Source organism: Kitasatospora albolonga, from assembly GCF_039535905.1.
GTDB classification, from domain to species: domain Bacteria; phylum Actinomycetota; class Actinomycetes; order Streptomycetales; family Streptomycetaceae; genus Kitasatospora; species Kitasatospora albolonga.
Map to the genome: position 1 here is coordinate 185,754 of NZ_BAAAYB010000062.1, position 12,891 is coordinate 198,644.

Sequence of the window (12,891 nt, forward strand, 5' to 3'; positions counted from 1 at the left end):
GGGATGCCGGCCCTCCCCGCCAAGCCGTACCCGGCCGAGGTCGAGGCCCGACTGGCCGAGGACGCCAAGGAGTTGATCGGCCGCTACCCGGTGGCCCGGTCCGCCCTGCTTCCGCTGCTGCACCTGGTGCAGGCGGAGGAGGGCTGCGTGACGCCGACCGGTATCCGGTTCTGCGCCGAGCAGTTGGACCTGACCACGGCCGAGGTGACCGCGGTGGCCACCTTCTACACCATGTACCGGCGCCGCCCGGCCGGCGAGTACCACGTCGGCGTCTGCACCAACACGCTCTGCGCGGTGCTCGGCGGCGACGAGATCTTCGACGAGCTCAAGCAGCACCTGGGCGTGGAGAACAACCAGACCACCCCGGACGGCAAGGTCTCGATCGAGCGGATCGAATGCAACGCGGCCTGCGACTACGCCCCCGTGGTGATGGTCAACTGGGAGTTCTTCGACAACCAGACCCCGCAGAGCGCACGGGAGTTGGTCGACCAGCTGAAGGACGGCCAGGAGGTGCGGCCGACCCGCGGCGCCCGGCTCTGCTCCTTCAAGGAGACCTCCCGCATCCTGGCCGGCTTCCCGGACGAGCGCCCCGGCGCGGTGGACGCCTCCGGCGCGGGCGGCGCGCCCTCGCTGGCCGGCCTGCGGCTCGCCAAGGGCGAGGCGCTGCCCGGCACCCCCGGCACCAAGGTCGTGGCTCCGAGGCACGAAGGGACCGAAGCGTGATGACCTCCGCAGAGCCGGCCGAGAAGCTGCTCTCGCCCGTGCTGTCCGCCTCCTGGGGCGACCACCGCCCCTGGAGCCTCGACACCTACCGCCGCCACGAGGGCTACGTCGGCCTGCGCAACGCCCTGGCGATGGCGCCCGACGAGGTGATCGCCCAGGTCAAGGACTCCGGCCTGCGCGGCCGCGGCGGGGCTGGCTTCCCGACCGGCATGAAGTGGCAGTTCATCCCGCAGAACGACGGCAAGCCGCACTACCTGGTGGTGAACGCCGACGAGTCCGAGCCGGGCACCTGCAAGGACATCCCGCTGCTGTTCGCCAACCCGCACTCGCTGATCGAGGGCATGATCATCGCGTCCTACGCGATCCGCTGCGAGCACGCCTTCATCTACCTGCGCGGCGAGGTCGTCCCGGTGCTGCGCCGGCTGCACGCGGCGGTCGCCGAGGCGTACGAGGCCGGGTACCTCGGCAAGAACATCCTCGGCTCCGGGATCGACCTGGACATCACCGTGCACGCGGGCGCCGGGGCGTACATCTGCGGCGAGGAGACGGCGCTGCTGGACTCGCTGGAGGGCCGCCGCGGCCAGCCCCGGCTGCGCCCGCCGTTCCCGGCGATCGCCGGCCTGTACGCCTGCCCGACGGTGGTGAACAACGTCGAGTCGATCGCCTCGGTGCCGCCGATCCTGGCCAGGGGCAACGAGTGGTTCAAGTCGCTGGGCACCGAGAAGTCCCCCGGCTTCACCCTCTACTCGCTCTCCGGGCACGTCACCAACCCCGGCCAGTACGAGGCCCCGCTCGGCATCACGCTCCGTCAGCTGCTCGACATCAGCGGCGGCATCCGGGCCGGGCACCGCCTGAAGTTCTGGACCCCGGGCGGCAGTTCGACCCCGATGTTCACCGACGAGCACCTGGACGTGCCGCTGGACTACGAGGGCGTCGGCGCGGCCGGCTCGATGCTCGGCACCAAGGCGCTGCAGGTCTTCGACGAGACCACCTGCGTGGTGCGGGCGGTCACCCGGTGGACCGAGTTCTACGCCCACGAGTCCTGCGGCAAGTGCACCCCGTGCCGCGAGGGCACCTACTGGCTGGTGCAGCTGCTCAAGCGGATCGAGGCCGGCGAGGGCACCGACGGCGACCTGGAGAAGCTGCTGGACATCGCCGACAACATCAACGGCAAGTCCTTCTGCGCGCTCGGCGACGGCGCGGCCAGCCCGATCGTCTCCTCGCTCCAGTACTTCCGCGAGGAGTACGAGCGGCACCTGACCGAGCGGCGCTGCCCGTTCGACCACTCCGCCTCCACCGTCTGGGCCGACCGCACCGCCCACGACCACACCACCGAGAGGGAGGTGCACGCATGACCGTGACCGAGCCGCCGAAGACCAGCACCGACCTCGTCACGCTCACCATCGACGGGGTCGAACTCCAGGTCCCCAAGGGGACCTTGGTGATCCGGGCCGCCGAGCAGATCGGCACCCAGATCCCGCGCTTCTGCGACCACCCGCTGCTCGCCCCGGCCGGGGCCTGCCGCCAGTGCATCGTGGAGGTCGAGGGCCAGCGCAAGCCGGTCGCCTCCTGCACCATCCCGGTGGCCGAGGGCATGGTGGTCCGCACCCAGGTCAGCTCCCCGGTGGCGGAGAAGGCCCAGCGCGGTGTGATGGAGCTGCTGCTGATCAACCACCCGCTGGACTGCCCGGTCTGCGACAAGGGCGGCGAGTGCCCCCTGCAGAACCAGGCGATGTCCACCGGCGAGAGCGACACCCGCTTCGACGGGATGAAGCGCACCTACCCCAAGCCGCTGCCGGTCTCCACCCAGGTGCTGCTGGACCGCGAGCGCTGCGTGCTCTGCGCCCGCTGCACCCGCTTCTCCGAGCAGGTGGCCGGTGACCCGTTCATCGACCTGCTGGAGCGCGGCGCCAACCAGCAGGTCGGCACCGGGGCCGGGGACGACTTCGAGTCCTACTTCTCCGGCAACACCATCCAGATCTGCCCGGTCGGCGCGCTCACCTCGGCCGCCTACCGCTTCCGCTCCCGCCCGTTCGACCTGGTCTCCTCGCCCAGCGTCTGCGAGCACTGCTCCTCCGGCTGCGCCCAGCGCACCGACCACCGCCGCGGCAAGGTGCTCCGCCGGCTGGCCGGGGACGACCCGGCGGTGAACGAGGAGTGGAACTGCGACAAGGGCCGCTTCGCCTTCCGCTACGCCCAGCAGCGGGACCGGCTGACCGGCCCGATGGTCCGCAAGGACGGCGAACTCGTCGCCGTCTCCTGGCCGGAGGCACTGGCCTTCGCCGCCGAGGGGCTGCGCGGCGCCAAGGCCGCCGTCCTGGCGGGCGGCCGCGTCACGGTCGAGGACGCCTACGGCTACGGCAAGTTCGCCCGGGTCGCGCTCGGCACCAACGACGTCGACTTCCGGGCCCGCCCGCTCTCCGCCGAGGAGGCCGACTTCCTGGCCTCCGAGGTGGCCGGCACCGGCGTGGACCTGGACGGCGAAGGCGTCTCGTACGAGGCGCTGGAGGCCGCACCGGCCGTGCTGCTCGCGGGCTTCGAGCCCGAGGAGGAGTCGCCGATCGTCTTCCTGCGGCTGCGCAAGGCGAACCGGGCCAAGGGGCTCCAGGTCTTCTCGGTCGCCTCGCACCGCAGCCGGGGCCTGGCCAAGCTGCACGGCGCGCTGCTCCCGGCCGCGCCCGGCACCGAGGCCGAGTGGCTGACCGCCCTCGCGGAGGACACCGCGCTCGGCGACGACGCCGGCCGCGCGGGTCAACTCCTGCGCCAGGACGGTGCGGTGATCCTGGTCGGCGAGCGCCTCGCCACCGTGCCCGGCGGGCTGACCGCCGCGCTGCGGCTGGCCGCCGCCACCGGCGCCCGGCTGGCCTGGGTGCCGCGCCGGGCCGGTGAGCGCGGTGCGGTGGAGGCCGGTGCGCTGCCCGGCCTGCTGCCCGGCGGCCGTCCGGTCAGCTCCACCGACGCCCGGTCCGAGACCGCCGGCATCTGGGGCGCGGCCGAACTCCCGGCCCGCCTCGGCCGGGACACCGACCAGATCCTGGCGGCCGCCGCCCACGGCGACCTGGACGCGCTGGTGATCGGCGGGCTCGACCCGGACGACCTGGCCGACCCGGCGCTGGCCGACGAGGCGCTGGCCCGGGTCCGGTTCACGGTCTCGCTGGAGCTGCGCCCCTCCGCCGTCACGGCGCAGGCCGACGTGGTGCTGCCGGTGGCCGCGGTCACCGAGAAGGCGGGCACTTTCCTCGACTGGGAGGGCCGGGTGCGGATGTTCGAGGCCGCGCTCAAGCCCGACCAGCTGATGGCCCGCCAACTGCACCCGGACGTCCGGGTGCTGAGCATGCTGGCCGACGCCCTGGGCCGCCCGATCGGCCTCGGCGACGTCCGGGCCGCCCGGCTGGAGCTGGACCGTTTCGCCCCGTGGGAGGGCGACCTGCCCACCGCTCCGAACGCCGCCCCTGCCCCGCTGCCCCGCCCGGCCACCGGCCAGGCCGTGCTGGCCGGCCACCGGATGCTGCTGGACAACGGCACCCTGCAGACCGGTGACGAGCACCTGGCCGGCACCCGGCACGCCGCGGTGGCCCGGATCTCGCCCGCCACCGCCGCCGAGATCGGCGCGGAGGAGGCGCTGCGGATCACCGGCCCCGGCGGCTCGCTCACCCTGCCGCTGGAGCTCAACCCCGAGCAGCCCGACCGCACCGTCTGGCTGCCCCTCAACTCCACGCCGGGCGGCGCCTTCCGCACCCTCGGCACCACCACCGGACACCTGGTGACCATCGCCCCGGCGGAGGAGTCATGACGCTGGCCGCATACGAGACCCTCGGCTTCTTCGGGCGCGACCCGTGGTGGCTGGTGCTGATCAAGGCGGTGTTCGTCTTCGCCTTCCTGGTCGGCACCGTGCTGATCGCGATCGTCTGGGAGCGCAAGGTCGTGGCCTGGATGCAGCTGCGCATCGGCCCCAACCGGCACGGCCCGTGGGGCATGCTGCAGTCGCTGGCCGACGGCGTGAAGCTGGCGCTGAAGGAAGACCTGGTGGTCACCGGCGCCGACAAGGTGGTCTACGTCCTGGCACCGATCGTCGCCGCGATCCCGGCCTTCATGGCCTTCGCGGTGATCCCGTTCGGCCCGGCCGGCAACGAGGTCTCCATCTTCGGCACCCGCACCCCGATGCAGCTGACCGACCTGCCGATCGCCCTGCTCTACATCCTGGCGGTGGCCTCGGTCGGCATCTACGGGATCGTGCTGGCGGGCTGGTCCTCCGGCTCGACCTACCCGCTGCTCGGCGGGCTGCGCTCCTCGGCGCAGATGATCTCCTACGAGATCGCGATGGGCCTGTCCTTCGCGGCGGTCTTCATCTACTCCGGCTCGATGTCCACCTCGGAGATCGTCGCCTCCCAGCAGCCGACCTGGTTCGCGGTGCTGCTGCCGGTGTCGTTCATCGTCTACATCATCGCGATGGTCGGTGAGACCAACCGCGCCCCGTTCGACCTCCCCGAGGCCGAGGGCGAGCTGGTCGGCGGCTTCAACACCGAGTACTCCTCGCTGAAGTTCGCGATGTTCATGCTGGCCGAGTACGTCAACATGGTCACCGTCTCGGCGGTCGCCTCCACCCTCTTCCTGGGCGGCTGGCGGGCCCCGTACCCGATCTCCACCTTCTGGGAGGGCGCCAACCACGGTTGGTGGCCGATGCTCTGGATCACCCTGAAGATCCAGCTGCTGCTGTTCTTCTTCATCTGGCTGCGCGGCACCCTGCCCCGGTTCCGCTACGACCAGTTCATGAAGCTGGGCTGGAAGGTGCTGATCCCGGTCTCGCTGGTCTGGCTGGTGATGGTGGCCACCGTCCGCGCGCTGCGCAACGAGGGCTACGACTTCGGCCAGGTGGTGCTGTACGTCGGCGCACCGGTGCTGGTGGTGCTGCTGCTGTTCCTGCTCCGCGACGTGGTCAAGGCCAAGGAGCCGGAGCAGCCGGCCGCCGCCGAGACCGAGTTCGACCCGATGGCGGGCGGCTACCCCGTCCCGCCGCTGCCCGGTCAGCAGCTCCCCCCGGTGCCCCGCCGTCGCAGCCGGGCCCCGCAACTCCAGGACGCCCTGAACGGCGCCAACTCCAACTCCGCGGAAGGGAGCTGAGACGATGTCGGACGAGAAGGCTGAGAAGCCGTCCATCCTCGGCCCGGCCGCTGGCTTCGGCGTGACCTTCAAGGCCATGTTCAAGAAGCGGCTCACCGAGCAGTACCCGGAGCAGAAGAAGCCCACCGCTCCCCGCTTCCACGGCCGGCACCAGCTGAACCGGCACCCGGACGGCCTGGAGAAGTGCGTCGGCTGCGAGCTCTGCGCCTGGGCCTGTCCGGCCGACGCGATCTACGTCGAGGGCGCGGACAACACGGACGAGGAGCGCTACTCGCCGGGTGAGCGCTACGGCGCGGTCTACCAGATCAACTACGCCCGCTGCATCCTGTGCGGGCTCTGCATCGAGGCCTGCCCGACCCGGGCGCTCACCATGACCAACGAGTACGAGCTGGCCGACTCCTCCCGGGCCGACCTGATCTTCACCAAGGAGCAGCTGCTGGTGGGGCTCACCGAGGGCATGGTGGACTCGCCGCACGCCTACTACCCGGGTGCCGACGAGGGCGCGTACTACCGGGGCGAGATCACCGCGGCCGCTCCCGGCACCGTCCAGCAGGAGCGCACCGACCGGGAGAAGGAGGCGCAGTCATGACCTCCACCGGAGAGGCGGTCCAGTTCTGGATCCTCGCCGTGATCGCCGTCGGCGGTGCGCTCGGCATGCTGCTGCTCAAGAAGGCGGTGCACAGCGCGCTCTGCCTGGCCGCCACCATGATGGCCCTGGCGGTCTGCTACCTGGCCCAGGGCGCGGTCTTCCTGGGCGTGGTGCAGATCGTCGTCTACACCGGCGCGATCATGATGCTCTTCCTGTTCGTGCTGATGCTGGTCGGCGTGACGAGCGCCGACTCGCTGAAGGAGCAGCTCAAGGGCCAGCGGATCGCCGCGGTGCTCTGCGGCCTCGGCTTCGGCGTGCTGCTGATCGCCGGCATCTCCAACGCCAAGCTCTCCTCCTTCAGCGGACTGGCCGAGGCCAACGCCGAGGGGAACGTCCAGGGCCTGGCCCGGCTGCTGTTCACCGACTACGTCTGGGCCTTCGAGCTCACCGGTGCGCTGCTGATCACCGCGGCCATCGGCGCGATGGTGCTGACCCACCGCGAGCACGTCGAAGCCCCGCTCACCCAGCGGCAGTTGGCCGACCAGCGGGTCCGCGACAACATCCAGGTGCCGCCGCTGCCCGCCCCCGGCGTGTACGCCCGGCACAACGCGGTGGACATCCCGGCCCTGCTGCCGGACGGCACCATCAGCGAGGACTCGGTGATGGGCACGCTGCGCGAGCGCGGCCAGATCCGCGACGTCAGCCACGACATGCTGGAGCGGATGGCCGAGCTGGAGGGCCGCACCGCCGAGTACCTGGGCCGCGCCCCGTCGGCCCGGCCCGCGGTGGCCGGCCCGCGCAAGGCCGTCACGCCCGTCCTGAGCAAGGAGGAGGCGGAGTGAACCCCGTCAACTACCTCTACCTCTCCGCCCTGTTGTTCACCATCGGCGCCTCCGGCGTGCTGATCCGGCGCAACGCGATCGTGCTCTTCATGTGCGTCGAGCTGATGCTCAACGCCTCGAACCTGGCCCTGGTCACCTTCTCCCGGCTGCACGGCAACCTGGACGGCCAGATCATCGCGTTCTTCACCATGGTGGTCGCGGCGGCCGAGGTCGTGGTCGGCCTCGCCATCATCGTGTCCATCTTCCGGTCCAGGCACTCGGCTTCGGTCGATGACAGCAACCTGATGAAGCTGTAGGCGGAGGGCCCACGGTGAACTCACTCATTCCGCTGCTGGTGGCAGCGCCGCTGGCCGGTGCCGCCCTGCTGCTGCTCGGCGGCCGGCTCCTCGACCGCTTCGGTCACTGGCTGGCCACCGCGCTGGCCGCCGCCTCCTTCGGCCTCGGCCTGACGCTCTTCCTCGACCTGCTCGGCAAGGACGCCGAGCACCGGACGCTGACCTCCAAGCTCTTCACCTGGATCGAGGTGGGCGGCTTCAAGGCCGACCTGGCCTTCCAGCTGGACCAACTCTCGGTCACCTTTGTCCTGTTGATCTCCGGCGTCGGCACGCTCATCCACATCTACTCGATGGGGTACATGGCGCACGACGAGCGCCGCCGCCGCTTCTTCGCCTACCTCAACCTCTTCCTGGCCGCCATGCTGCTCCTGGTGCTGGCGGACAACTACCTGCTGCTGTACGCGGGTTGGGAGGGAGTCGGCCTGGCCTCGTACCTGCTGATCGGCTTCTGGCAGCACAAGCCCAGCGCGGCCGTGGCGGCCAAGAAGGCCTTCCTGGTCAACCGGGTCGGCGACCTCGGGCTGTCGATCGGCATCATGCTGATGTTCGTCGAGTTCGGCGACCTCTCCTTCACCGGGGTGTTCGGCACCGCCGACCAGGCGAGCGAGGGCAAGCTCACCGCGATCGCCCTGATGCTGCTGCTGGCCGCCTGCGGCAAGTCCGCCCAGGTGCCGCTGCAGTCCTGGCTCGGGGACGCGATGGAGGGCCCGACCCCGGTCTCCGCCCTGATCCACGCGGCCACCATGGTGACCGCCGGGGTCTACCTGATCACCCGCTCCTCGGCCATCTTCGACCTGGCCCCGGACGCCCAGACCGTGGTCGTGGTGGTCGGTGCGGTCACCCTGCTGTTCGGTGCGATCGTCGGTTGCGCCAAGGACGACATCAAGAAGGCGCTGGCCGGCTCGACCATGTCGCAGATCGGCTACATGGTGCTGGCCGCGGGCCTCGGCCCGATCGGCTACGCCTTCGCCATCATGCACCTGGTGACCCACGGCTTCTTCAAGGCCGGGCTCTTCCTCGGCGCCGGATCGGTCATGCACGGCATGAACGACGAGGTGAACATGCGTCACTACGGCGGCCTGCGCAAGAAGATGCCGGTCACCTTCGTGACCTTCGGCCTCGGCTACCTGGCGATCATCGGCTTCCCCGGCCTGTCCGGCTTCTTCTCCAAGGACCTGATCATCGAGGCGGCCTTCGCCAAGGGCGGCACCGAGGGCTGGATCCTCGGCGTCTGCACCCTGGTCGGCGCCGCCGTCACCGCGTTCTACATGACCCGGGTGATGATCCTGACCTTCTTCGGCGAGAAGCGCTGGCAGCCCGACGCCGAGGGCCACGAGCCGCACCCGCACGAGTCCCCGGCCAGCATGACCCTGCCGATGGTCGTGCTGGCCTTCGGCTCGGTCTTCGCCGGTGGGATCTTCGCGCTGAACGAGTCCTTCGTCGGCTGGCTGGAGCCCGTCACCGGCCTGGCCCACGGCCACTCGCCGCTGAACGCCACCACCGTCACCGTGCTCACCTCGGTCTGCGTGGCCGGCGGCGTGCTGGTCTCCTGGCTGATGTACGGCCGCGGATCGGTGCCGGTCACCCCGCCGGTCGGCTCGCTGCTCACCCGGGCGGCCCGCCGCGACCTTCTCCAGGACGACTTCAACCACGCCGTCCTGGTCCGCCCCGGCTCCGCGCTCACCGCCTCGCTGGTCTACGCGGACAGCAAGGTGGTGGACGGCACGGTGAACGGCGTGGCCGCCGCGATCGGCGGGATCTCCGCCCGGCTGCGCCGCACCCAGACCGGCTTCGTGCGCAGCTACGCGCTCTCCATGTTCGGCGGCACGTTGGTGCTGGTCGCCACCACTCTCCTGATGAGGTCCGTGTGATGGATCGTGAATTCGCTTGGGAGGTAAGGCGATGAGCTATCTGCTGACCGCCACCTGTGCCGTCCCGGCCGTCGGGGCGGTGCTCACCGCGGCGCTGCCCGGCGGCTCCACCGAGGCCCGCCGGCGGACCGCCAAGGTCACCGCGCTGCTGGTCTCGCTGGCCGCCCTCGCACTGGCCGCACTGGTCGTCACCGAGTTCGAACCGGGCGGCGCCCGTTACCAGTTGACCGAGTCGTACAGCTGGATCAAGTCCTTCGGGATCACCTTCTCGCTCGGCGTCGACGGCATCGGCGCGGTGCTGGTGCTGCTCACCGCGGTGCTGGTGCCGATCGTGATGCTGGCCTCCTGGCACGACGCCGAGCCGATCCAGAACCCGGACGGCACCTTCGAGAACCTGCGCCGCACCCAGGGCTTCTTCGCCCTGGTGCTGGCGGTCGAGGCGATGGTCCTGGTCTCCTTCCTGGCCACCGACGTCTTCGTGTTCTACGTCTTCTTCGAAGCCATGCTGATCCCGATGTACTTCCTGATCGGCGGCTTCGGCGACCGCGCGGGCGGCCCGGACGCCAGCGCCCAACGCTCGTACGCGGCCGTCAAGTTCCTGCTCTACAACCTGCTCGGCGGGCTGGTCATGCTGGCCGCCGTGATCGGGCTCTACGTGGTCGCCGCCGACCAGGGCCTGCCCACCTTCGACCTGCCGACGCTGAGCTCGGCCATCGCCGACGGCAAGCTGAACATCGACCCGGCCGCCGAGAAGGCGCTCTTCCTCGGCTTCTTCTTCGCCTTCGCGGTGAAGGCCCCGCTCTGGCCGCTGCACACCTGGCTGCCGAACGCGATGGGCGAGGCCACCGCCGGAACGGCCGTGCTGATCACGGCGGTCGTCGACAAGGTCGGCACCTTCGCGATGCTCCGGTTCTGCCTGGGCCTCTTCCCGGAGGCCTCCAAGGACTTCGGGCCGGCGATCCTGGTGCTCTCGCTGATCGGGATCGTCTACGGCGCGCTGCTCGCGGTGGGGCAGAAGGACATCAAGCGGCTGGTGGCGTACGCCTCCATCTCGCACTTCGGCTTCATCATCATGGGCGTCTTCGCCTTCACCAGCCAGGCGCAGAGCGGTGCCACGCTCTACATGGTCAACCACGGCATCTCCACCGCCGCCTGGATGCTGGTGGCCGGCTTCCTGATCTCCCGCCGGGGCTCGCGCCTGATCGCCGACTTCGGCGGCGTGCAGAAGGTGGCCCCGGTGCTGGCCGGCACCTTCCTGATCGGCGGCCTGGCCACCCTCTCGCTGCCCGGGCTCGCCCCGTTCGTCAGCGAGTTCCTGGTGCTGGTCGGCACCTTCGCCAAGTACCCGGCGGTGGGCATCGTGGCCACCCTCGGCATCGTGCTGGCCGCGCTGTACGCGCTGCTGCTCTACCAGCGCACCATGACCGGCCCGGTCACCCCCCAGGTCGAGGGCATGCCGGACCTGAAGGTCCGCGAACTCGCCGTGGTGGCACCGCTGGTGGCCCTGACCATCCTCCTGGGCGTCTACCCCAAGCCGCTCACCGACCTGGTCAACCCGGCGGTGGACGCCACGCTCTCCCAGGTCCACCAGACCGACCCGGCACCGGCCCACCCGGTCGCCGCCACCACCGGAGGTGAGCACAAGTGACCGGTTGGCTCACAGCGGCCGGCGGCAACAGCCCCAGCATCCCGGCCCCGCACGTCGAGTACGGCCAGCTCTCCCCGATGCTGATCGTGCTCGGGGCGGCCCTGCTCGGCATCCTCGCCGAGGCCTTCCTGCCCCGGCGGGCCCGCTACGGCGCCCAGGTCACCATCGCGCTGCTCGGCCTCGCGGCCTCCTTCGCGGCGGTGGTGGTGCTGGCCGCCCAGGGCCACGCCACCACCGAGTCCGGGCTGCTGGCCATGGGCGCGGTCGCCATCGACGGCCCCGCGCTCTTCCTCCAGGGCGTCATCCTGCTGACCGCCGTGATGGCCGTCCTCACCTACGCCGAGCGGCGGTTGGAGCCGCGCCTGAACGGCCACGGGGTGGACGCCTTCGCGGCCCAGGGCGCCACGGTGCCCGGCAGCGAGCAGGAGCGGCAGGCCACCAAGGCCGGCTTCACCTCCACCGAGGTCTACCCGCTCACGCTCTTCGCGGTCGGCGGCATGCTGCTCTTCCCGGCGGCCAACGACCTGCTGACCATGTTCATCGCGCTGGAGGTCTTCTCCCTCCCGCTCTACCTGCTCTGCGCGCTGGCCCGGCGCCGGCGGCTGCTCTCCCAGGAGGCCGCCGTCAAGTACTTCCTGCTCGGCGCCTTCGCCTCGGCCTTCTTCCTGTTCGGCACCGCACTGCTCTACGGCTACGCCGGGACGGTCCGGCTGTCCGGCATCGCCGACGTGGTGTCCGGCGTCGCCCAGGTCACCCCCGCACTGGCGAACACCACCCAGAACGACGCGCTGCTGCTGATCGGCCTCGCGATCCTCTCGGTCGGCCTGCTCTTCAAGGTCGGCGCGGTGCCGTTCCACTCCTGGACCCCGGACGTCTACCAGGGAGCCCCGACCCCGGTCACCGGCTTCATGGCCGCCGCCACCAAGACCGCCGCCTTCGGCGCCTTCCTGCGGCTGTTCTACGTCGCCTTCCCCGGCCTGCGCTGGGACTGGCGGCCCGTCATGTGGGGCGTGGCGATCCTGACCATGGTGGTCGGCGCGGTGCTGGCCGTCACCCAGCAGGACGTCAAGCGGCTGCTGGCCTACTCCTCGATCGCCCACGCCGGCTTCATCCTGACCGGCGTGATCGCCTCCAACAAGCAGGGCGTCGGGGCGGTGCTCTTCTACCTCGCGGCGTACTCCTTCGTCACCCTCGGCGCCTTCGCCGTGGTGACCCTGGTCCGCGACTCCAAGGGCGAGGCCACCCACCTCTCCAGCTGGGCCGGCCTCGGCCGCCGCTCCCCGCTCCTCGCGGCCGTCTTCGCCCTCTTCCTGCTGGCCTTCGCCGGCATCCCGCTCACCTCCGGCTTCACCGGCAAGTTCGCCGTCTTCCAGGCGGCGGCGGCCGGCGGAGCCACCCCGCTGGTGATCGTCGGCGTGCTCTCCTCCGCGGTGGCCGCCTTCTTCTACATCAAGGTCATCGTCCTGATGTTCTTCTCCGACCCGCGCCCCGGCGGCCCCGCCGTGGCCGTCCCCTCGGTGATGACCAGCACCGCCATCGCCCTCGGCGTGGTGGTCACCCTGGTCCTGGGCCTGGCCCCGCAGTACTTCCTCGACCTGGCCTCCTCGGCCTCCGTCTTCACCCGTTGAGGAACCACCCTGGGGCCCGTAGCCGCTGGCTACGGGCCCCGTTCCGTGCACGGTCGACTGTTGGTCCGCACGCCCGTGCAGTGATCGACTCGCGACCGGATACCCTCCTAGTAGGCCAGCGGCGGCACTCAGGG

10 protein-coding genes are annotated in these 12,891 nt (G+C 70.9%); all 10 read left to right on the plus strand.

Features of this window, described 5'->3' with window-relative positions; genetic code table 11:
* The first annotated feature begins 3 nt into the window (after nt 1-3).
* Genes nuoE through nuoN form a run of 10 tightly spaced genes read left to right on the plus strand, consistent with a single transcriptional unit; the run spans nt 4 to nt 12,757 of the window.
* Nucleotides 4-723, plus strand: coding sequence for an NADH-quinone oxidoreductase subunit NuoE (gene nuoE / locus ABD946_RS15475; protein ID WP_345283980.1), 720 nt, complete (start codon nt 4-6; stop codon nt 721-723).
* The gene (gene nuoF, locus ABD946_RS15480; RefSeq protein ID WP_345283915.1) at nt 723-2,078 is read left to right on the plus strand and encodes an NADH-quinone oxidoreductase subunit NuoF; all 1,356 of its coding nucleotides are present in this window, start codon (nt 723-725) and stop codon (nt 2,076-2,078) included. The genes nuoE and nuoF overlap by 1 nt, the downstream gene beginning before the upstream one ends.
* Nucleotides 2,075-4,516, plus strand: coding sequence for an NADH-quinone oxidoreductase subunit G (locus ABD946_RS15485; RefSeq protein ID WP_345283917.1), 2,442 nt, complete (start codon nt 2,075-2,077; stop codon nt 4,514-4,516). The genes nuoF and ABD946_RS15485 overlap by 4 nt, the downstream gene beginning before the upstream one ends.
* Nucleotides 4,513-5,844 carry an NADH-quinone oxidoreductase subunit NuoH gene (gene nuoH, locus ABD946_RS15490; RefSeq protein ID WP_345283919.1) on the plus strand — a complete coding sequence of 444 codons (1,332 nt, stop codon included), beginning with the start codon at nt 4,513-4,515 and terminating at the stop codon, nt 5,842-5,844. Before ABD946_RS15485 ends, nuoH begins: the two co-directional genes overlap by 4 nt.
* A gap of 4 nt (nt 5,845-5,848) precedes the next feature.
* Complete coding sequence (gene nuoI / locus ABD946_RS15495; protein WP_345283921.1) at nt 5,849-6,433, plus strand: NADH-quinone oxidoreductase subunit NuoI; 585 nt, start codon at nt 5,849-5,851, stop codon at nt 6,431-6,433.
* Nucleotides 6,430-7,275, plus strand: coding sequence for an NADH-quinone oxidoreductase subunit J (locus ABD946_RS15500; RefSeq protein WP_345283923.1), 846 nt, complete (start codon nt 6,430-6,432; stop codon nt 7,273-7,275). Before nuoI ends, ABD946_RS15500 begins: the two co-directional genes overlap by 4 nt.
* Nucleotides 7,272-7,571, plus strand: a complete 300-nt coding sequence (gene nuoK / locus ABD946_RS15505) for an NADH-quinone oxidoreductase subunit NuoK (RefSeq protein ID WP_057227572.1) — start codon at nt 7,272-7,274, stop codon at nt 7,569-7,571. Before ABD946_RS15500 ends, nuoK begins: the two co-directional genes overlap by 4 nt.
* Nucleotides 7,572-7,585: 14 nt before the next feature.
* Nucleotides 7,586-9,481: an NADH-quinone oxidoreductase subunit L gene (gene nuoL, locus ABD946_RS15510; protein ID WP_345283926.1), complete on the plus strand. Its 1,896-nt coding sequence runs from the start codon at nt 7,586-7,588 to the stop codon at nt 9,479-9,481.
* Nucleotides 9,482-9,512: 31 nt separating this feature from the next.
* Entirely contained in the window at nt 9,513-11,129 is a 1,617-nt protein-coding gene (locus ABD946_RS15515; RefSeq protein WP_345283928.1) for an NADH-quinone oxidoreductase subunit M, read from the plus strand.
* On the plus strand, nt 11,126-12,757 hold the full coding sequence (nuoN, locus tag ABD946_RS15520) for an NADH-quinone oxidoreductase subunit NuoN (protein WP_345283930.1): 1,632 nt from the start codon (nt 11,126-11,128) through the stop codon (nt 12,755-12,757). Before ABD946_RS15515 ends, nuoN begins: the two co-directional genes overlap by 4 nt.
* Nucleotides 12,758-12,891: the final 134 nt, after the last annotated feature.